Source organism: Streptomyces sp. NPDC017529, from assembly GCF_044329785.1.
Classification (GTDB): domain Bacteria; phylum Actinomycetota; class Actinomycetes; order Streptomycetales; family Streptomycetaceae; genus Streptomyces.
The window spans coordinates 1-21,024 of the sequence record NZ_JBIRJY010000016.1 but is presented as its reverse complement, the minus strand read 5'-3'; the positions used below and the strand labels follow the sequence as shown (position 1 = coordinate 21,024).

Genomic DNA, 21,024 nt, shown 5'->3' with positions numbered 1-21,024 from the left:
GGCGGGCACCCTCGGCCAGTCGGCCGCTCCCCCACATCCGCAGCCCCACCTCCATCCACCCGGTACGAATCCGCAGCCGCGATATGACCTCCCGACAGGCGGCACGGCAAGACAGGACACATGCGTAAAACTGAGGCGCGTGGGACTCATTCCCGTTTTGTCGGTTCCCAGCAGCCGTCGAGCATCTGCGGCGACCACATTTCCATTCATCAGCATCCGGGCCCCCGGTTCCCGGAGCCGAGAGAGGACAGTGCATGGCGTACCCGACATCCCGCGGTGCCTTCGCCGCGGTCATACACCACTTCGAGAATCCTCACGTCAAGGAAGAAGTACTATTGACTGTCGACACAGAGAGGAACGACGAGCCGATTCGGTTGTCCCCTCCCGAGGCCCGCGAGGCACTGTACGGTCCGGACGCCGACCCGAAGCTCGCCACCGCAGTCTGGAAGGCGACGCTCCGAGCGGCCTGCGCCGAAGCCACACCGCACGGCCCATGGCAGCTCCTGGCAATCTGGTTGGCCCTGCCGCGTTTGACCGGCACGGCCTACCGCATCTGCGGTCGGCTACGCGTCGACCGGTCCGACGTAGAGTCCGAGATGGTCCTCGCCCTGCTGGAAGAGCTGCGAACTGTGGGCCCCGAATCACCGCTCTCGGCCCAGACTCTGATCAGGGCGGCATGCAGCGGCGGGTGGCGCTTCGCGCGCGCGGCACTACGAGAACCTCCTTCCACGCACTTGGAGAACATCGCGGAGGGCGACCACCGCGCGCTGACGGGCGGGACCGCCGAAAGCCCAGCGCGGCAGGCAGACTTCGAGCTTGAGGTCACCCGCCCCGAAGTGGCAGCCGGACTGAACGCGTCGCTGCGCTTCCGAGTATCCACAGCGCAGTTGGAGGAGGAGGTACTCAGAAGCCTGACCGATCATCTCGGGTCGCACAAAGTCGTCAGTCGGACCAAGCACTCCGGGCGGAGGCGCCGCACCGGCACTATGTCATTGCGGCGCCGTGCGAGGCGACGGTGAAGCCCCCGGGGACCGGTCCGCTCAGCTTCACCGAGATGTTCGAACTGCCAGTCGCAGTGGATCTGCGGACAGCCGCACGAGCACTGGGTATCTGCTCCGGAACCGCATACCGGCTGATCTATGAAGGCACCTTCCCCTGCTCCATCATGCGCGTCGGCCGCCAATACCGGGTTCCGACCACCGAGTTGATGCGCGTCCTGGGGATTGAGGAGCGGCCTCTGTACACCGTCGAACTCGAAACGGGTCCAGACTCCCCTCAGGGCCCCCTGAATCCATAGAGGCGACTCGGGCAGCCGCCCCTACGCGGCATGTGCGGGCGCCCGAGTCTTCGCCTCGGGCGCCCGCACATGCCGCAATCCGCCACGACCGCTCGCTCCCCCCTCCCCCCGGCACGACCGAACGCTCCCGTCATTCTCCCTCTCCCCCGTGCCTCAGGCGCACGACGAAGTCCCGGATGACGACGGGTGCGGGCGCCCTTTCGGACAGGACTTCCACCAGATCAGGGCGCATTACGACGGCACAGCCGGTCGTCCGCGGCGAGGCGAGGTGATAGGAACTCCTCTCGTACTCGGTACGCCAGCAGATGAGCCGGAGGGCCGGCCCGCGCTCGTCCTCCAGGATCAAGGGGGCCCCGGGCCACAGGCACAGCGCGGCAGGGAGCCACCGGCCCGGTGTCAGCACAAGGTCGGGCAGCCCCAAACCGTGAGCAGCATCCCCGGCGGCGGCCATATCGCGGTCGACACCGAGCAGCGGGAAGCCGTCCTGTGGAAATCCCCGAGGAAGCTCCCCCGGTCCCTCGGCCCATTCCACGAGATCACCCCCCGAGAACGGCGGGACATCCGGGATCCCATGGTCCCCGCGTGCCGATACTTCCGGACCCGAAAACCTCAGGCTGACCGAATCGGTCGTCCGTCTGCGCGACGACAGGAACCTGTTTCTCTCCACGGAGGCGAGGACGTACCAGTCGGTGAGCGGCCGGCCTGTCAGAACGTCCGCTTCCGTCAAGGACCGTACGGAGACGGTCTCCGCAGAAGCGCCAGCCAACGAATCGACCGGATCGTCCTGAGCGGGCGGAGCGGGCGGGAACAGAAGGCCGGGGCGCGGCCAGCGCGCCGCTTCGAAGGCCAGCGAAACGACCGGGCTATCCGTGAGTGCGGTGGCCAGGCAGTCCTCCCAGGCACGTGGATCAACTACTCCCAGACCTGCCGAGAGCCGGTGGACTCGACTGCCCGCCGCCGTTCGCTGGATCGCTTCTTCGACCGCTTCCTCAGTGGCGATGTAGGCGTCCGGCGGCCGTTGTTCGTCGGCGCTCCGGTAGGCGCGGAGCTGAGTCCTGGTCCTGCCCTTCGTACGCTCACTGCTGAGCCTGCGATCGACGTCGGCCAGGACCGCCCTTATCAGCCCCGGCTGCAGCTGCTCGGCTTCGTTCAGTCGTACGCCGGCCAGCTCTCCCACGAGCCCTTCCAACATCCCCTCCTCCCGGCCGCCTTCCCGCCCGGAACTCGTCCACAGGCTGTTCGGGGGCCTCAACACGTAAGGATCCGAAGGCCCCATGGGGACGTTCTCCTCATCGACGAGCAGTCGGCGGGCAAGGGCCCGGACGGTGAGCAGCGGTCCTGCGGCCAGTGCCACAAGGGCGTGCCGGCAGTGCTCCGCAACGAACCGGCCGGCCGGTCCCTGCTCTTCGATCAGACACAGCAGCCACGTCAGGGTTGCCGGACCGGTGGCGTGATCCAGCGCCAGAGCCATGGCAGGGGCCGCTGTCTCCGGGCGCAGTGAGAGGAGAGTCCATGCGGCGATCATCGACCGCCGCTTCGCCTCACGTCCCGCGTGGGCCATCCCCGCCAGTGCCGCAGTCGCGAAGGCGCAGTCCAGATTCCCCAGTACGGCCGCACCGCTGTCCTGACCAGGGGCGTGGTAGGGGTGATCGGGGTCGTCGCTGTCGTGGACCCGGGGTGCCCTGCTCTCGATGACCGCCGCCGCTTCGTCCCACAAGGCGAACCCGAGATCGAGGGAATGCTGATCGGGCAGGCTGATGGCCTGGTGGACGAAGGCGAAGATCAGCGCCTGTGTGACGTCGTGGGTGCCGTACCGGCCGGTACTCACGATGGCTTCCGCCTCTTCGGCCACGATGCGCAAGGTGAGGGCCTGATCGATCCGCGCGGCTCGGCTCAGGGCGTCCAGAGATGTTTCCCCGCCGAAGTTCAGCCACCCGCCCTGCCCGCGAGTCCGCACCCAGGTCAGCGCGTACGCTTCGGCGGCCAAACCGTCCTGGCCGTGCCGTTCGAGTCCCTCCGCGAGCTGGCCCAGGAGAAGAGGGCCGTCGCGGAAGTCGAACGGTCCGGAGATGGCCCGCAGGACTTGTGCGGCCTCATCGGCACGTCCTGCGGCAGCGAGAGCAAGCAGCCGGTAACCAACGAGGTTCGTCATATGGTCGAGGGCCTGCTGCGGAGTGCCTGCTCCGTAGGGCCGCAAGCGCCAGTCCCTCAGTGCCCGGATCAGACCGACAGGACCAGGGAGTACGGGTGGCAGGACCATACCGGCCAGCAGGTCACCGGCCGAGGGTGGCTGCGCCGGCCTCGGCGAGCCGCTCCACCGCCCGGATTCCCCTGCGACCGATGGTTCGGGAAGGGGCTCGATACTCGGGGCACCAGCGCGCTCGGCCACGGTGTTGAGCGCCGCGAGCCGTCGCTCGTCCGACACATTGGTCTCGTCACCGTTGGAGGACTCATAGTGCGCCTGCCGCTCGTCCGCCCGGCTCAGGGATCAGCGGAGCAGTTGCGATACATCGTCCGGCATCGCAGGGCCGAACGTCCGGACGAGTCGGTCCAGTACCTCCGCGTCCCCTTCCAGGAGTGGACTGTCCAGCGTGAGGCGAAGCGCCGTCGTTACGACCGACCGGATCCGCATCGTCCTTCCATCTGGCCCAGAGGTCTTCCCGCGCGCCGTGAAGGAGGTCGTTGGGGCCATTGCAGTCTCCGAGGAGCCCGGTGGCGGCGAGCCGGGCGAGCGCCACCGGATCCGCTCCGGCCAGTGTCCTCCACCACTCGGGTCGTGCGGCGCGGGTCTCCTTTCCGTCGGTGTGAAGGGTCAGGCGTCCGCACAGCGGCTGGAGCTGCGCCACTCGCGCCCTGCCTCGGGCCGGGTCGGCGGCCACGAGAGCGGGCAGTGGGTCCAGGACTTCGTAGACGGTGATGTCCTTGTGCCAGCCATAGGCCACCAGGAAGCGGCATGCCTCCAGCCAGCGTGCCTCCGCCCCGGCGTAATCATTTGCGGCGAGGGCGAGGCGCGCGTGGGTAAGAAGGTATGCGGCCAGGTCGCTGTAGTAGCGTCCGCCGGCATGCTGCTCGAACTCGCCCCGGATGGCTTCGTCCACACTGGCCCGCCGTGTGGGCGTCGCGTGTTCGACGGCGACCGAGAGCAGCACATCGGTAGGCAGCGGACCTCCCAGCTCACCGCGCAAGGTCGTGCTGATCTTCTGGCTGACGTGGGTGAGCGCCTCCCACGCCTGCGGCCAGTCGTCGTCGGACACGAGTACGACCGCCCGGCGCACCGTCCCCTCGACGAGTGGGTGAATCGCATAGAGGTCGCACGCACGAGGATTGCCGACGAAGGGCCGGAGGTCTTCGGTCAGAAGCCCAAGAGCTTTCACCGCCAGGCCGGACCGCCGGCCCGCACTGGTGGATTCGGCGCGGACGAGGGCGATCGCAAACCGCAGCCAACAGGGGTACCAGCCGGGCCCCTGAACGAGCGCCTCCGCCGCATCGAGTCCCAGGGGGTCGGCCTCTGCCACGACCGCCAGCGCGTCAAGCCAGTGGGCGACGGCCTCGGGCCTCCACCGAACGCGTTCCTCCTGCACGGCGCGGGTGAGGGAGAGCAGCACGTCACGCCGGTGTGGACAAGCCTCCACCTCCGGGTCGCCTGCAAGACCGGCCGCAACGACCCCCAGCGCCAGCAGCCGGTGCAAAGTTCCCGGCAGATGCCCCACGCCGACGGCCTTACGGGCCCAGTCGACTGCGCTGCCCGGTTGTCCGGTCGGCGCACCGGCGGCGATCTGCTCTGCGAGCGAGAGGCACACCGGGCCGCCCGCGGCGAGACGCGGTAGCAGATCGGTGACGGCATCCAATCCTACAGTGTCCAGCAGCGCCTTCACCGCGGCGTCGACTGTGGCCTGATCACCCTGCTCATCGAGCCACTGGGCGATGCGGTCCGCCGGCACCGGTGCACCGAGTCCGTCTTGCTCCCCTGTCCCCCCGCATGCTGCGGAAAGGCGCAGTCGGCCGCGCAGCCGGGCCAGGTTGACGGCCAGGTCTGATTCCGCCCCGTACGAGGTGTTGTCGGATTCGGCCTCATGCTCGAATGCCGTCATGTACTCATGCCAAGGCGCCACGGCACCTGCCGCGTCGAGAACCGCGCACATCTGCAGGCCCGCCCGGGCGGGCATCACGGTCCGGCCGTCGTGCAGCAGCCGGTCCGCCATGGTCTGTGCTCCGAGCAACGCGATCGGCACGTCGGCGAAGTCCACCAGCACCGAGTCGAAGCGCTCGTACTCGTACGTCTCAGCAGCCCGGGCGAGCTCGACGCAGCGCACAACAAGCGGCCAGTTTCCCGATCTGGCCGCGCAGCGCAGCCCGGTGGCGAGGTTGTCCCTGATCGCCGACGCTGGGAACGCGGCTGCGACGGCGCGGGCGACGAAGTCCCGTCCGATATGACCGAGTACCTCTGTGTCGCGCCCCGCCTCGGCAAGAATCCGCAGGAGCCGACGAAAAGCCCTCGGGTCCTCGAAGAGCCCCTTCTCGGATAGCCATGTGGCGATCAGCACCAGCGTCGCCTCAAGGGCATCGGGGTGGTCGTCGTACCCCAGGCGCAGGTAACGGGCAAACGACTCGTGGTACACACGGAGCTCGCCCTGAGCGGTCCGCTCGGAGAGCACCGGGGCCAAGACCTTCAGTGCACCGTCGATCCGGTGCCGCCGGTCCGGGATAATTCGTCCGAGTTCCTCGCGGGTGACCGGCATGCCGAGCAGGGCGATGATGTCCGCGACGACATCGGCTTCGGCGCCGAGGGTCTCGTAGAGGTGGGCGTAGTAGTCCTCCAGTGACTCGCGGTATGGGGGAAGAGCTCGCACGGTTGCCGCAGCTGCCGTGACCGTCTCCGGGCGGAGGGCGACCTCACGACACAGGTATGTCGTGTACAGGGCGTTCCCGCCCGAGCGTTCCTGCAGCGCGTCGAGGAAGTCCGTGATGTCCCGTCCGTCGGTGAGCAGTGCGTCGGTGGCGCCGCTTCCCCTCGACGGGACGAGCCCGAGCCGCTCGGCCATGCCACGGAGTTCTTCCGGTGCGAGCGGCGGTACGGCGACGGTGGCCGCCCCTGCCCGCACGAGGGGGGCAAGATGGGTCCCAGGCTGACTGAGGACGATGAGCACGCTGGCGGGCGGGAGCAGAAGCGAGCTGAATACTTCAGCAAGGGACAGGGACGGATCCGCCCTTCTGGTCCTCCCGCCACGTACGCGGGTGACGTGATCCAGCCCATCCACGACAAGCGCCACTCTTCGGGCGGAATCCTTGCGCAGGGCAGTCGCCACTGCGTTCGTCAGCGCCTCCTCGTCGGCAGCGAAGCGCGGGCGCTGGTCGTGGACGAGGCCCGGATCCGCCTCAGCCAACCGGCCAAGCAGGCTTCCGAAGACCGATTCGGTCATCACCCGGGTCAGTTGTTCACCGTCGGCGTCACCCAAATAACAGTAATGTTCGGCGACCAGCCATCCGTCGTGAGCGAGCCGTTCGACCAGTTGCTGGCACGCCCAGGAGTTCCCCTGTCCCGGCGGGCCGGTCACCAGCAGAACACCCCCGTCAGCCGCGGCGGCCCCGGCAGACTCCACCAGGGGACCAACCGCACCAGGCCGCGCCACTTCCAGGGTCCGGTCCACAGGATGCGCACGTGTGACAGCACCGAAGTCCTGGCGTAGCTGGGCCCGACGCAGCAGCTCCTGGGACGTGACCTCGATACCTCGCTGACGGGCGGCTCGGACCGTGCGGATCAGCGCCTCGGCCACGTCCACTGCCGAGCGGCCTTCGTTGGGGTGGACCCCCGCACCGAGTTCGCTGCGCACGCGGTGGAGGAGGAGCTGCTCGGCCGGACCCGGGCGTTGGGGTCCATCGTCATCGGTGGCGCTGAGAGCTCCACCACCAGGTGTTCGCAAAGCCACTCCAGGTCCTCCCTGGCTACGGCTGTGTCGCCTTCGGTCAGGAACCCGAATACATTCCCCGCCTTGCGCCTGCCCTGCGCCGGCAGCTCAACCCCCTGCCACAGGGCCTCGGCGTCGAACCGTAAGAGTGTGGTGTTCACGCCCGCCAGAAACGACGCGTCGGACGCCCGTGCAGGCACCATGACCTTGCTCAGGACGGCATCGTCCGGTGGTGCATCCCGCATCACGATGCGCAGCCGAATCGTACGGGCGGAGGCCCCCGGCCCGTCGCGGTCGGCGACGGCTGCCGCCACAAGGCGGTCCAGCCTCAGTCCACGACCGTCCACTGTGAACGTGGTGTAGGGGAGGGGGTGATCGTCGTTGTCCGAATGCTTGAACTGGGTCCGCTCACGGCATCCATCGGCTCCAATGACCGTGAGGTCGTCGAATCGGTCGTCCTCCACCAGTTTCTCGTCGACGTGCACAGCGGCGATCCCGCCCAGCGGCAGATCCACCACTCGACACGCCTCTAGCAGATCCTGGTACTCGTAGCCGCGATGCGCGGCAGTCAGATCACCCATGGCGGGAGCATTGTCTCCGATCGGGCATCTGCAGGAAGGAGAAGAGACAAAGGTAGAAAGAGGACCTCCACAGGCGAGACAGCAGGTCAGGATCCCGCCGAAGCCTGGGCGTGTGCTGGCCGTTCTTCACCTACCGCGAAGGATCACTTCCGCGTAGATCCCGGCCGTGACGCACACCGCCGTGCGATGTCGGCGAGAACCCCAATGGGACCTCTCCGGTCATTCCCGCTTCATACAGAAACGGCCCCCTCAACGCGGCTCCGGCCGAAGCAGCGCGTCTTGGGGCCGTATAGGGGCTCCTGCCCTTCAAGTGCGGGAAGACGTCGGTTATTCAGCGATGTCAACGCCGTAGCCGCGAGCCAGCTCAGCCAGACCGTGGTCGTAGCCCTGCCCGACGGCGCGTAGCCGCCAGCCCTCTCCCCGGCGGTAGACCTCGGCGAGGATCATGGTGCGCTCAGTAGTGGCGGCGTCCAGGGTGGCCCGGGCGGTCGGAGCCGCGGCGATCCCGCAGGTGGCGGTAATGCTGCCGTGCGGCGCCCTTGGCCTGGCCGGCTGCACACCGCCCAATAGCCGCAGATACGCAGGCTCATCCACGAGCGGAGCGCCCTCGTCCGCGGCGCGCTTCAGCTTGGCAGGTCCGGCAACGGGGTCGCCGGTGACGAAGACGCTGGTCTGGCCACTGACCGACGTCATCGTGTTCAGCCCGGCCGCCACCGACCGGGCGACCAGTTCCTCACGGGAGACCGGGGTGTCCCCGGTCATGGCGACCTTCATGCCCTGCGTCAAGGCCCGCCCGGCGCGAAACGGCCCGGATTGCGGTACACGCAGGGCGCCTTGGGGACATACGGCTTGTAGTCCTGGTGGGGCGGGCGATCCAGGAAGCGGCAGGGCCAAACCCTCATCCTGCGCGTCGTGGGCCCTCTCCTGGCGCACCCGTAGTGCTCGGCGAGAGTGCCGAGTTTGAGATCGAGCGTCGCGGGTCCGACCAGGCGATCGAGGGCAAGCGTGCCGAAGACGGAGACACCCGGGCCCAGGACCGCTTGCGCCAGCGCTTGCGACAGATGCTCGAAGTCCCTGGGGCTTAGCGCGCTGAAGTTGTGATCCACTCCACCATGATGACGCTGCCTGCGTCACAGCGGGCCTCAACGACAACTTCGTCCCCACCGGGCGCTGCACCCTCCGGTTACGGCACGGCCAGGACCTCCACCGCGTCACATCCCGGCGAGTCCGAGTTGGCGAGCCATGGCCGTGCCATCCGATTAGTTCCTGGGCCTTCGCGCGGCACGCGCGACGGGCCGCTTGCCAGGAAGCAGCATCCGCACAGAGCCTCGCGCACCCTCGGAGCCCCGTCGATACTTGCCACCCTGACAGGGCCTGACCAGCCCAAGATGTTGCCTGACGCTCCATCAGGACGAGCGTCACGAGGGCCATTTCAGTGTCAAGACATCGCCCGTAACGCCCACACCGCACATAATGCGCACACACAAAACCGCAGGTCAGGCCCCCTTAGCCACCGGCTCCAGAATCGCCACGCACTCCACATGATGAGTATCCGGAAACACGTAGAGACAATGCCGACGCCCCCAACCGGCAAACTGGCGCCGATTGGGCTCACCGCGGCTCGCCCCTGCCGCGCCGAGCAGAGCAGAGCAGAGTATCCACCAAAGGCCGGTTACCAAAACCGGCGATTCCTCGGACTATTGGTAGTCCACCGCGCCCCCCCGCTTACCCACCGCCCGGAAGCAACCAAACCCGAAAGGCACTGCCGGCAGGAAAGCCCAGCCAGACCGGCGAAACACAACACGGCCCGTTCAGCCCCGAGCACATCCGCGCCACCTGGAGTGGAACCGCAAGCGCCGAGGACGCCGCCCAGGCGTTCGGCTTGTCGATGTCGAAGAGCTACGACCTTGTTCGCCGCGGGGAATTCCCCTGCCGCGTGCTGCCGATAGGCCACACCGCCCGCGTCGTCACCGCCTCGCTCCTCCGGGTACTCGAGAGCGGCGAGCTATAGCACAACAGAACTTCCAACGCAACCCCCAATTCGTCTTGACCAACTGCACGAAGACGCCCCGCCGGAGCAAGCCGGCGAGGCGTCTTCGTATCAGAACTCCGTCCACACAGGCCCCCCAACGGAGCGAGCCGACGGAGGACCCCACACGACACGAGCGATCACATAGATGTCACCAACCCCATGGATACACTCGCACCACAAGGCCCTGACCTGGACTTATGCGCTCACCCTGAACCACATGGACGCCCCTGGCCAGCTTCTACGACATGTGCCAGGTGGTACCAGTGGCCATGTATGGGGACGATGCCACACAGTGTGGGTGCCGAGTCACCCAGATGCACCCGCGCCGGCTCCGTGCGTTCACCCTTTATGCCTTCAGGTATCGCCGGGTAGCTGAAGTGCGGGACCATCCTCCCGGTGCCCTGTCGATTGATGGCCGTAGCTCTGAAAGATCCTCTCATCGGGACGCAGGCGGATCCGGGTGCGCCGCCGCTCGGTGTCGAAGGATAGGTTGCCGTGGCTGCTTCGTGACAGGCGCCAGGCGTGCCAACTGGTCCGCGGTGAGAGTAACCAGCGCAGGAAGGCAGTGCTCATCGGAGGCGTCTTCTCTCCCGCCTGCCCCAGTGGACGGAGGCGTTCACGCGTCGCCTCCCCGCTCATTCATGGATGACTGCAGGTCGAGGATGGCCTCTGCCTTGGCAGCGTGCTCGGGGCGTTTGGCGTGACGCATGCTGGCGGCTAGGACCTCGTAGAGCATGCGTTTTTGCGGCGGGTCCGGGAAGCTGTAAAGGAATTCTCTGATCAGATCTAGAGCCGCGTATTCGACGGCGCGTTCCCGTTCGGGCCGGTACTGCTGGAAGGCGTCCGCAACCTTCGTAATGGTCGATGTGTCGGGGAGCCCGCCCCAGGTATCGGGTTGGCGCTCGATCCACCGGACGAGTACCGCGGCAGGGTCGGCGAGTTCTTGAGCGAAAGCTTCGGTCTTCTGGCGGCGCAGCGTATCGGTGACGGACTGACTCCGCAGCGCCGTGAGCAGGGCTGCGACAGCGGCCTGGTCGTCGGGGGGCAGGTCGAGGCGCGCCTCGGCACGGAACTCGACGGGCGGGTCGGTAGGCAGAGAGCGGTGACGGGCGAAGTGGCGCCTGCAGACGTCGCGAGCGGAAGCGAGGTCGGCGGGGTCACATCGGGCGGAGACTTCCCGGGCAGCTTCGCGCAGCACAGTCCGGGTGGCGGTGCCGAGTCCCTCCGAGCTCTGCGGGTACGGGGGCGCGGTGAGGACGGTAACGGTGATCTGGGCAGTGAATCCGATACCGGTTACCAAGCTGGGAAGCCGTGCTTCGAATCGGGACAGGTCGCGCCGCAGCACCCTTCGCTCACGGCGGCGTGACCATCGGGTGGAGGCCACGAATTACGGCTCCTGAGGCTGGGAGTCAGTGAGCGCCGACGGGGAGGGCGCAAGAATCGGCAGTTGAAGGTCCTTGCGCAGGGCGATGACGGGCTCGTCGTACTGCACCCCGGCCTCACCAAAGACGAGCGCTGCGACGGGACTGGTGTACATGTGGCTCACTGACGACCTGACGCAAGATGTCGGTGACCAGGTCGTACGGCACCAGCTCCTCGGCACGGGCATGTGCCCAGGCGATCACGAGATCTCGGCACTGGGTAGCGACACGGGAATCGGCGAGCGCCGCTCTCCAGCCGCGCATCAGCGCCGTCTTGACCTCCGGTTTTTGCCCAGCGGCTTCCAACAGCACCTGCAGTACGTACGGATCATCTTGTGGATCGAGCAATGAGAGGAAAGCACGGTGCCCGGCCAAGTGGCCATGCTCAGTGGCCCATTTGGTGATCATGTCCCAGACGCGGGGAAGCTGTCCGGGCCGAGTGGCGATGGCCCGCAACGCTTCTTCCGCCAGCCCCACCGCGATGTCCGGGGTGGCGCGGTCGAGGATGTGACGCAGGCGAGCCAGGGCCTGTCGGGGGAAGTGGTCGGCGAATTGACTCTGGCAGACCATCGCGATGACCTTCGCCACCGGCTCCGCGTCATCCTGGGCCCATTTGAGAAGCCGGGCTCGCACCTCGGCTCCCAGGGAGTCCGCCTCGGCCGCTTCGATGAGCACCACGGCGATCAGTTGCAGATGCTCAGCGTTGGTGTTGCCGTTGTCAATCCAGGCGCGAATCTGGTCGATGACCCTGATGTCGTTCTCGGCAATGGCCAGTTCGACCAGCAGGTCGCTGATGGCAGCGATACGGGTGGCTCCGGGCTGGTTCGGGGCGGTGATGGTGTCGAGCCACTTCAGCAGTGGCAGGTGGATGTCCGGCCGCTGCCACCACAGGTAGTTCAGGACGGCCTGGGCATAACCGGGCCGGCGGTCGAGCGTGGCGTGGCGCCCTGTGACCTTGACTTTGACACCGGACAGTCGGGTGGTCAGGTCTGGGCCGCTGAGGATGGCTTCGACGTCGGTCTCGGGGGGCTTGTTCAGTAGGGCGCGGGCGGCGTCCTGGGTGCGCAGAACCGTGTCGCCACTGAGAAATAAGGCGGCGATGAGCAGCGCCCGGTCGGCAGGTTTGCCTTCGGTGTTCTTGAAGACTTCCGTGACCTCGGTACGCCACTGCTGGAAGGTCGCGAGCGCTGTCTTTAACCCGTCGTCCGAGTCGTCGGCCCGAGCAAGCAGGGTGGCCAACCGGGCCGCCTCGGCGGGAGTGGTCTCCTCCTCCGTCAGCAGATGCGCTGCTCCACCGACCAAGGCCGCGCCGGTGCCGCTCGCCGCAGTGTTGAGCCGGCGGAGCCGCTCCGGCTTATGGTGGAGGTATTCGAGATGTGCTGTCGCGACTCGGTGAGGCGAGGGCCTGTTTTCAACCCGAACCACAACCTGGGCCAGGGATGCGGACAGTTCCTCCGGCCATCCATGCTCATCGGCGATAATGACCAGGTATGATCCGACGCGCCGCAACGCCTCCGCATGGGTCACCAATGCCGCGGCAACCTTGCCGGGCTGTGCCCAGTTACTGATCTCCGCTGCGACATCCAGAAGGTACCCGGTACCCGGCTACTGACCTTTTCGCTTCGGGGTGACGATGACCGTTGAGTTGCCCGACGTGCTGTCGGCAGAGACATTGGAGTCCGAGCAACCGTTTGAAGTATGAGCTTGATCCCTTTTCGCCCCGGTCGCTGGTCAGTGACGCGGGAGCAGGCCAGTGTGGGCGGGATGAAATCACGCACCACGTCCGGCGGGGAGCCGCCGGACCCTGTGGCTGAGTCAGTCGCTGTCTATAGCGACCATGCCGACGACTACGCGGCCGTGCACGCTCCGAAGATGGCGGATCGTGTCGAGCGGTTTGCGGGCTCCCTGCCTGCGCCTTCGTTGATCCTTGACGCCGGCTGTGGTCCGGGCCGCGACCTGGAGAGGTTCCGGACGTACGGGCATGTGGTGCGCGGTGTCGACCTCAACCCTGTGGTCGTGGCGATGGCCAGCGCGCACGCGCCCACCTCCCAGTGCGATCTGCGTGAGGTCGGGACGCGGTTCCCGGCCGGAACGTTCGATGGCGTCTGGGCCTCCGCTTCACTCGTCCACCTCGATGCGGCGGACGCGGTGAACGTGCTGGGGCAGTTCGGCGGGCTGTTGCGGCCCGGGGGCAAGCTGTATGTGTGCCTCAAAGCCACTGGCCGCACGGGCTGGCTCGACGAACCTGACGGCCGACGATGGTACACGGTCTGGGACCCCGACGAGTTCGCCGCCGCTGTGGCCGGTGCGGGCTTCGAGGTGGACTCGGTGGACCGGGGCCCGTATGTCGAGATCTGGGCCACCCACAGCGGCGGCTGACCTCCAACGCACCGCCCCCATCACGCCGCCCATCGCCACGGGGCCATGCCCCCGGCGATGGGCGGCGTATGCAAGGGGCATGCGCTATCCGGATGGAGGCGGCCTGACCGCCCAGCAGCGGGCCCGGCATGAGCAAGTACGCTTCGAGGCTGCCGAGTTATTCGCGCAGGGAGTCAAGCCGCCGCAGGTCGCGCGGCGGCTGCGGGTCTCCCGGAGGTCCTCCTATGCCTGGCAGGCTTGCTGGCGGGAGGGCGGTGTGGAGGCCCTGCGGTCCACGGGGCCGTCCGGGCGGCCTTCGCGGATGAAGCCGGCCTGGCGGACCTGGCTGGCCTCCGCGCTGGGGCAGGGGCCTGCCCGGCACGGCTGGGCGGAGGATCAGCGGTGGACGCTGGCCCGGGTGGCCACCGTGATCGCCCGGCGCTTCCATGTCCGCTTCAGCATCGCCCAGACCTGGCGGATCTTGCACCAGATGGGCTTCACCGTGCAGGTTCCCGTGCGCCGGGCCGCCGAACGTGACAAGGAAGCGGTCGCGACCTGGCTCAAGGAGACATGGCCGCAGATAGAGGAAGCGGTGCGGGAGCGGGACGCATGGCTGTGCTTCGCCGACGAGGCGGGCCAGGTGCTGCGGCCGCCCAAGGCCCGGACCTGGTCCCGGCGCGGCCACCCGCCCCTGGTCACGGTCCGCGCCGCTGGGTCGGGCCGAATCTCGCTGGCCGGGTTGGTCTGCCGCCGGCCCGGCCACCGCACCAGGCTGATCTTCCGCATGCTGGTCCACCACGGACGCAAGGGCGAGCGGAAGGGGTTTCGGGAACAGGACTTCGCCCGTCTGCTGGACGCCGCGCACCAGCAGCTCAGAGGAGATCTCGTGTTGCTCTGGGACAACTACACCCACCACGTCGACGCCACGATGCGCGAGCTGATCGACCAACGTGCTTGGCTGACCGTCTACCGCTTCCCCTCGTACACCCCCGACCTCAACCCGGCCGAGGGCATCTGGGCTCAACTGAAGTCGAGCCTGGGCAATCTGGCCCCGTGCAGCATCGACGACCTCGCCGACCTGGCCCGCACACGCCTCAAACGGATGCAGTACCGGCCCGGACTGCTTGACGGCTTCATTGCCGAGACCGGACTCATCACGGCATCGCCATAACGTCACCCCGAAGCGAAAAGGTCAGTAGTCAGGCAGCAAGGACGTGTCCGGGTATCCGGGCTTTTCCCAGTCGGGCTGGATCTCTGTCAGTGTCAGCGGCGTTCGGCTGTCGGTCTGCTCAGCTTGGGAGACTTCCCACAGAGCTCGGATGCCGGAAGTGCGCTTGCCGAAGCCGACAGGACCAGAGATCACCGCGAGGGCAGGGCCGGCAGAGACCAAAAGGCTGCGCTTCTGCCGCGGTCGGTACGTTCCGCTCGCCGGGCCCTGTGCTCACCCACGCCCGGCGAACCACATCAAGGTCGGCCTCGGAGATGTCGGCTACGAGCAGGGGCTGCTTTCCAGTCATGTTGACATCGCCGCCGGCGACGATGATTCGCGACCGATCGTTTCCACTCACGTCGACGTTCATCCCCGAAGTCACTACGAAGCGCGGGACGCCCCGCAGGCGCTCCGGAGTCGGGGGAGTCGAGGACGCGGCCGAGGGAGTGGCTTCCTCGCTCGCTTCTCCCCTTCCGTGGCCCGGTTGATGTAACTGCCCGCGCTGGCATCGCGTCCCGCGATGAGTACCTGGCTGTTGGTGTTGCCGCGAACGTTCGCCTGCAAGCCGGCCCCTGCATCGGTCCGATCCGACTGGTCTGCCAACGCCTGAAGATCCGAGGCCGCCTCGGGGTTTTTCTGCAAGAACGCGGCCAGCGGGATCGCCAACTCCTGTTCCAGCTTCTCAGCAACGTCCCGACGCTCAGACTCCGCGCTGCCGGTGAGCCGCTGCCGGGCGGCGTCCAGCAGACGCAGCTCCTGCTCAGCCGTCGCTCCGCCACCCCGCCTGAAGCACCGTGCCATCGCGCTGCGAACGTTCTCCCAGCCTTGCTTGGTCGTATCGGCCACCAGTGCGGCGGCCGCACCGATAGCCACCTGCATGAGGTCCAGTTCATCTCCCATGATCATCCCCCTGTGTTCGGTAACGACTTCGGCATATGCGCCAACACAGCGGGGGGCCTCGGGAGGCACGGCAATCGAAAACCCTTACCTTGACTGGAAATCGCCGACTCGGCACAGCAATTATTCAGCCACTGAGAAATGACGGACGATCCCATTCCTGAACACGCACACGGAGCGTCCTCGGCCCATTTGAGCGGAGGTTCGCTTCCGGTGGGCGTGTACCAGCCATGACCACGCCTCGAGCTGATGCTTAGAGAGTGGCGAGTTTCAGTCAGGCACACCGAGAGACGGGTAGCTACTCTCAGGCTTGGAACACTCCCGCCGAGGTGGCCACATCCGAGCCAGGGCCCGGCAGACTCCCCGCCCGAAACCCTCCGACCCCCTCCTCAGCCTTGGCGGCGACAGCCCACCCACGGCTGAATGATCCCACGAGTCAGTGCCGAGCTGTGGCAGCCTCCAAGATCAGAGGATCTCAGCAGCAAGGAAGTAAGCCGCCCCTCTCATGAGCGGTAAATGGCGCCTCCCCGCAACTACGCCTCCCTTGCGGCCCTTCGTTGCCGCCGCCACATACCAGGTACTCACATGTGATCAGCACCGTGGCGCCGGCGGCCGCATCCTGCCTTACGATGAGTTCCGCTCGCAGTAATTTTCCGTCTACTTCACTTAGCAGGCAATGTTCATGGACTTCGACCACGAGCCCTTCCGCCCTACCTCCTCACAGCACTTGTTGTGCGGTGGCATACCCACCGACTTCGACGCCCCGGTATACGCGGAAGGTGCAGATCTACACCCGGACGATGTGACACGAGGACTACTTCGACGCTACCCGGAACCACCTAAGGGACTGAGCAGGGTCGAAGCCCTAGCAAAGAACGGCCTCCGTCCGCACAACTTGCTCCAACCCGACGCCTATGTTCTTGGGCCCGCAACGAAAGCGGTCATACGCGGGCACGTCGGTCCCGATTGGACGGACATCGTTTACCCGCCAGCACCTCTGTACCGCTCGGACCGCACCGTCGCGCTCACGGCTTCGCCAACCGCTCAAGAGATGGAAAGTGATCGTCAAAGGGCAGTCGAGTGGGCACAAGAAGCGCTCCACGACCCAAGCACTGTCATCCTCGCCGTCAATGCCATTGGATCGCCGGCACCGACCGCAGAACCGCTCACACGGGCAACTCCCTATGAAGTGGCTATCACCTCAGCCACGGGTCGAAAGAGGTGGCATCGCCTCATCAACCCGCAGTGGGAGGCGAAGTACCTTCAGCAAATCAACTTGAACGGAGCCACGCCATCTGCTCTGGAAGCAGCCCCCACGTTCGGCGAGGTGCGAGATTCCCTATTGAGCAGAATTGCCGGAAAAAGAGTCGTCACCTACGGACGCAGCATGCAATACGCCGCGCTCTACACCGCGCTGGAGTACGCATGGCTCGGGGACAACCTACCGGAAGGCAGCATGTTCCCCGATACGGCAACTACGCTTAAGAAGCTAGCCCGCAGCCGCTGGCAATGTGCACGCCTGCGCCACGCAGAGTTCCAGAACGAGTGGGAACCGGCCAACGGGCACTACGCACTCCCGCCTCTCTTCCGAGCCGGGAACGCCTTGCAACATTGCCGGGCGCTCAGCGAACTCATGCAGCAAATCGCCGTGCCGGCACTGCGCTATGCCCAGCTCAACGCCACGGCCGAACAAGCTGTGCGCGACGGGAAGAGTCACCTTCCGCGCCCGCTGTCCGGAGTACGCCTGAGCCGCATCAGCGCATCGCGCCAGGCAGTCCTCCAGCGAAGCGGCGGCGCCTGCGAGAATCCGAACTGCCCAGACCCCCGCTACACCTCGGCCCGCGGTAGGAACGGCACCTACCTCCTCGAGGTCGATCACATCGACGACCACGCTAAGCACGGCGAAGACCTACCCCGCTCCATGATCGCTCTCTGCCCGAACTGCCACGCCCTCAAAACGCGAGGCACCGTGACCGAAGAGTTCCGCGAGACGCTACGCGCCACGGCCCTGACCAACCACCACCGTCTGATGGCCGACGCCCAGCAGCGGTGATCCGGACCATTCACGGGCCAGCCCTCCCCCGACGGCAACCCCCGCCACCATTACCGCAGGTCAGCGGCACCCTGAGGCGTGTACCACCAGCAGACGAAGAACCTGCTGGTGTCGTATTCGCCGAAGAAGCTGGGGTTCTTCTGAGCGCCTGATGTGGGGCGCGCCAGGAGGCGCTGCCCTTCGGCTCTCCTTCCGGGGCCGCGCGGGGCGCAGGAAGGAGCCAGCGGGAGTCTCCTCGTCAGGCCACTCGCATCGGATTCGGCCGTGCCGGTTGGTACTCCCTGCCGACCGCGGCGGCTGTGTCATCAGTCGAGCCAGTCCAGAGGGATCAGGGCGGTGCGGTTGACTTCGACATCAAGGCGCCAGTCTCCGTATTGGAGTCCATCAGCGACAAGCACGAGCTGGTACGCGAGTACGCCGCCATCGAGGACGCATTCGAGCCCTTCGAGGAGCTCGTCGAGAAGACCGTGAGGGATGTCGATCGACTCGGAGGCCGCGGGGCCGGTCAGGCGATCATGGGTTGGTGGCGCGTTGCATGCGTGCGGCGGTCTGGTGGAGGTAGGCGGTCACGTCGGGGTCGGCGTCGAGGGTGTAGTCGGCGTCGAGGGCGGCGAGGGTCTGGGCGATGCCGGGGAGGTGGTTGCTGGAGCAGTCGACGGTGCAGGTGGCCTCGGAGCGGGGGCGGATCCGGGTGGCCAGGGCCCATGTGCGGCGGCGGACGGTTTCGGCGGGAGCGTGCACAGTGGCGATAGCGCGGTAGCGGGTCGGGGCGGTGGCGATCTTGTCGGCGACGTAGGCGGCCGGGTCGTCGCCGGGGACGGGGCGGGGGGTGAAGCGGTGGCGGGTAGGGGCTGGGTTGGTGATGCGGTCGAGGCGGTAGATACGCCAGTCGTCCTTGTCGGTGTCGTGGGCGAGGAGGTACCACAGGCCGCCGGAGGCGATGAGGTGGTGGGGTTCGACGCGGCGGGCGGCGGTGCCGCCGTGGCGGGTGGTGTAGTCGAAGGTGACGCTCTCATGGTCGCGGCAGGCGGCGGCCAGGCTGCCCAGCAGCTCGGGATCGGCGCGCGGGCCGCGGGTTTCCCAGCCGATGGTGGCTGTCGTCTGCTGCACGGCCGCGACCTGGGTGCGCAGTCGGGCAGGCAGGACCTGTTCGAGTTTGGCCAGGGCACGCAGTGCGGTTTCCTCCATGCCGGTGAGGTGGCCGGCGGCGGTGCGCAGGGCGACGGCGGTGGCGATGGCTTCGTCGTCGTCGAGGATCAGCGGGGGCATGGCGGCGCCGGAGGCGAGGCGGTAGCCGCCGGCGTGGCCGGTGGTGCCTTCGACGGGGTAGCCGAGGTCGCGCAGGCGGTCGATGTCGCGGCGGATGGTGCGGCCGGTGACGCCGAGGCGTTCGGCGAGTTCGGTGCCGGACCATTCGCGGCGGGTCTGCAGCAGGGACAGCAGGCGGAGCATCCGGGCGGGCAGGTCGGTCGTCATGCCTTCCAGGTTGCCTCTCTTTACGGACGTGAGATGTCCTAAAGGGGTTCTAGCTTGGACGGCATGTCCGAGAACAAACATCCCCGAAACGCCCTGAACACGGTCGATCCGCGCAGGTGGGCCGCGCTGGCCGTGGTCCTGATCGCCTCGTTCATGGACGCGGTCGACGTCACCGTCGTCCACATGGCCATTCCGCACATCCAGCAGGACATCGGCGCCTCGTCGGCGCAGGTGCAGTGGATCACCGGCGGGTACGCGCTGGCGTTCGCGCTCGGGCTGATCACCGGTGGCCGCCTGGGCGACCTGTTCGGCCGCAAGCGCGTCTTCCTGCTCGGCGTCGTCGGCTTCACCGTCACCTCGTTGGTCTGCGGCGTCGCCGGCAACGCGGAGATGCTGCTGGCCGGGCGCGTCGCGCAGGGCGCGATGGCGGCCCTCATGGTGCCGCAGGTGCTCTCGATCATCCACGTCACGTTCCCTGAGCGGGAGCGCGGCAAGGTCTTCGGCATCTACGGCGCGGTGATGGCGCTCGGCACGATCGCCGGTCCGCTGGTCAGCGCGCTGCTCGTGCAAGGTGACCTGTTCGGGCTCGGCTGGCGGCCGATCTTCCTGGTCAACCTGCCGCTGGGCATTGCGGGGCTGATCGCCGGCGCCCTGGTGATCAGCGAGTCGAAGGCCGAGCGCGCCGCCCGCCTCGACCTGGTCGGAGTGGCGCTGGCGACCGCCGGGCTGCTGGCGCTGGTGCTGCCACTGACCCAGGGCCGTGAGCTGGGCTGGCCCGCCTGGACCTACGTATCGATGGCCGCGTCCGTGCCGGTGCTGGCGCTCTTCGTCGCCTGGGAGCGGCGCCTGCTGCGGCGAGGTGGCTCACCGCTGGTGGTGCTGTCGCTGTTCGCCCGGCGCAGTTTCGCCGGCGGGCAGGGCGTGCAGCTGATGTTCGGCCTGGCCTCGGGGGTGTTCTTTCTGGCCTGGACCCTCTACCTCCAGCTGGGGCTGGGCTTCTCGCCGCTGAAGGCCGGACTGTCGGGGCTGCCGCTGTCGGCGGCGATGATGGCCGGGGCCGGGATGTCCATGCAGGTCCTGGTGCCCCGCTTCGGCCGCGTGGTCCTGCAGGCCGGCGCCCTGCTGGCGGCGGCAGGCATGGTGCTGTTCGCCTGCCTGGCCCAGCACTACGGCAGCGACATCGCGATGTGGCAGGCCATCGTTCCGCTGGTGCCAATGGGCCTGGGCATGGGCCTGATCATCGCTCCGCTGACCGACCTGATCCTCTCCGAGGTCCCCCACGAGCACGCCGGCTCCGCGTCCGGGCTGACCAATACCACCGTCCAACTCGGCCAGGCCGTCGGCGTCGCCCTGTCCTCGGTGATCTTCTTCGCCCGCCTGGGACACGGCGACCCCGCCACCCAGGCCGCGAAGATGCCGCACGCCTTCACCGGCTCCCTGTGGTACGTGGCAGCCGCATTCGTTGCCGCGTTCGCCCTGCTGGCCACCCTGCCCCGCACCGCCGGCACCAAGAAGCCGGCTGCCGGCCCGGTCAGACCGTCAGAGCAGCAGGACACCCCGGTTCCGGTGACCTGACCCGCCACAGGGACTCGCGCGGGGTCACTCTTCCGGCCCTCTACAGGGGCCCGCCCCTGGGGGAGGGCCAGGCTCGACACGAAAGAACCGACCCGCCACACATGCCACGTCGCGGTCGCACGAAAGGAACTTCCCAATCGTGTTGTCAAGCCGCTCCCGTGACGGGAGGTGAAGCATGAAAGCGCTCTCCGTCACGGATCATCGCCCACAGGACGTTG

The 21,024-nt window shown here is 67.4% G+C and carries 15 protein-coding genes; 6 read left to right on the top strand and 9 right to left on the bottom strand.

The window, feature by feature from the left end; genetic code table 11:
- The first annotated feature begins 254 nt into the window (after nucleotides 1–254).
- Both ACH4K4_RS30075 and ACH4K4_RS30070 read left to right on the top strand, forming a co-directional pair.
- Nucleotides 255–1,019 carry a hypothetical protein gene (locus ACH4K4_RS30075; protein WP_398171637.1) on the top strand — a complete coding sequence of 255 codons (765 nt, stop codon included), beginning with the start codon at nucleotides 255–257 and terminating at the stop codon, nucleotides 1,017–1,019.
- Nucleotides 1,020–1,054: 35 nt separating this feature from the next.
- Nucleotides 1,055–1,297, top strand: a complete 243-nt coding sequence (locus ACH4K4_RS30070; protein ID WP_398171636.1) for a helix-turn-helix domain-containing protein — start codon at nucleotides 1,055–1,057, stop codon at nucleotides 1,295–1,297.
- Nucleotides 1,298–1,427: 130 nt separating this feature from the next.
- Here the strand turns inward: ACH4K4_RS30070 and ACH4K4_RS30065 are convergent, their stop codons facing one another.
- The 7 genes from ACH4K4_RS30065 to ACH4K4_RS30035 all read right to left on the bottom strand — a co-directional run bounded on the left by ACH4K4_RS30065 (nucleotide 1,428) and on the right by ACH4K4_RS30035 (nucleotide 12,764).
- Nucleotides 1,428–3,449 (bottom strand): hypothetical protein, encoded by a 2,022-nt coding sequence (locus tag ACH4K4_RS30065; RefSeq protein WP_398171635.1) that lies wholly within the window; start codon nucleotides 3,447–3,449, stop codon nucleotides 1,428–1,430.
- 298 nt (nucleotides 3,450–3,747) lie between these two features.
- Entirely contained in the window at nucleotides 3,748–7,128 is a 3,381-nt protein-coding gene (locus ACH4K4_RS30060; RefSeq protein WP_398171634.1) for a hypothetical protein, read from the bottom strand.
- Nucleotides 7,056–7,784: a hypothetical protein gene (locus tag ACH4K4_RS30055; RefSeq protein ID WP_398171633.1), complete on the bottom strand. Its 729-nt coding sequence runs from the start codon at nucleotides 7,782–7,784 to the stop codon at nucleotides 7,056–7,058. Before ACH4K4_RS30055 ends, ACH4K4_RS30060 begins: the two co-directional genes overlap by 73 nt.
- A 327-nt stretch (nucleotides 7,785–8,111) precedes the next feature.
- Nucleotides 8,112–8,546: a TerD family protein gene (locus ACH4K4_RS30050; protein WP_398171632.1), complete on the bottom strand. Its 435-nt coding sequence runs from the start codon at nucleotides 8,544–8,546 to the stop codon at nucleotides 8,112–8,114.
- Between the two features lie 20 nt (nucleotides 8,547–8,566).
- Entirely contained in the window at nucleotides 8,567–8,890 is a 324-nt protein-coding gene (locus ACH4K4_RS30045) for a hypothetical protein (RefSeq protein ID WP_398171631.1), read from the bottom strand.
- A 1,542-nt stretch (nucleotides 8,891–10,432) separates the two neighbouring features.
- The gene (locus ACH4K4_RS30040) at nucleotides 10,433–11,200 is read right to left on the bottom strand and encodes a hypothetical protein (protein WP_398171630.1); all 768 of its coding nucleotides are present in this window, start codon (nucleotides 11,198–11,200) and stop codon (nucleotides 10,433–10,435) included.
- 115 nt (nucleotides 11,201–11,315) lie between these two features.
- Nucleotides 11,316–12,764 (bottom strand): hypothetical protein, encoded by a 1,449-nt coding sequence (locus ACH4K4_RS30035; RefSeq protein ID WP_398171629.1) that lies wholly within the window; start codon nucleotides 12,762–12,764, stop codon nucleotides 11,316–11,318.
- 345 nt (nucleotides 12,765–13,109) lie between these two features.
- Here ACH4K4_RS30035 and ACH4K4_RS30030 point away from each other — a divergent pair, with 345 nt between their 5' ends.
- Both ACH4K4_RS30030 and ACH4K4_RS30025 read left to right on the top strand, forming a co-directional pair.
- Complete coding sequence (locus ACH4K4_RS30030) at nucleotides 13,110–13,616, top strand: class I SAM-dependent methyltransferase (protein WP_398171628.1); 507 nt, start codon at nucleotides 13,110–13,112, stop codon at nucleotides 13,614–13,616.
- Between the two features lie 79 nt (nucleotides 13,617–13,695).
- Nucleotides 13,696–14,766 carry an IS630 family transposase gene (locus ACH4K4_RS30025; protein ID WP_398171627.1) on the top strand — a complete coding sequence of 357 codons (1,071 nt, stop codon included), beginning with the start codon at nucleotides 13,696–13,698 and terminating at the stop codon, nucleotides 14,764–14,766.
- A 420-nt stretch (nucleotides 14,767–15,186) separates the two neighbouring features.
- Here the strand turns inward: ACH4K4_RS30025 and ACH4K4_RS30020 are convergent, their stop codons facing one another.
- Nucleotides 15,187–15,705 (bottom strand): hypothetical protein, encoded by a 519-nt coding sequence (locus ACH4K4_RS30020; RefSeq protein WP_398171626.1) that lies wholly within the window; start codon nucleotides 15,703–15,705, stop codon nucleotides 15,187–15,189.
- Between the two features lie 1,048 nt (nucleotides 15,706–16,753).
- Here ACH4K4_RS30020 and ACH4K4_RS30015 point away from each other — a divergent pair.
- Nucleotides 16,754–17,755, top strand: coding sequence for an HNH endonuclease (locus ACH4K4_RS30015; protein ID WP_398171625.1), 1,002 nt, complete (start codon nucleotides 16,754–16,756; stop codon nucleotides 17,753–17,755).
- A gap of 513 nt (nucleotides 17,756–18,268) precedes the next feature.
- Here ACH4K4_RS30015 and ACH4K4_RS30010 read toward each other — a convergent pair.
- Entirely contained in the window at nucleotides 18,269–19,231 is a 963-nt protein-coding gene (locus ACH4K4_RS30010; RefSeq protein WP_398171624.1) for a helix-turn-helix transcriptional regulator, read from the bottom strand.
- Nucleotides 19,232–19,294: 63 nt separating this feature from the next.
- Between ACH4K4_RS30010 and ACH4K4_RS30005 the strand changes: the two genes are divergently transcribed.
- Complete coding sequence (locus ACH4K4_RS30005) at nucleotides 19,295–20,806, top strand: MFS transporter (protein WP_398171623.1); 1,512 nt, start codon at nucleotides 19,295–19,297, stop codon at nucleotides 20,804–20,806.
- The last annotated feature ends 218 nt before the right edge of the window (nucleotides 20,807–21,024 follow it).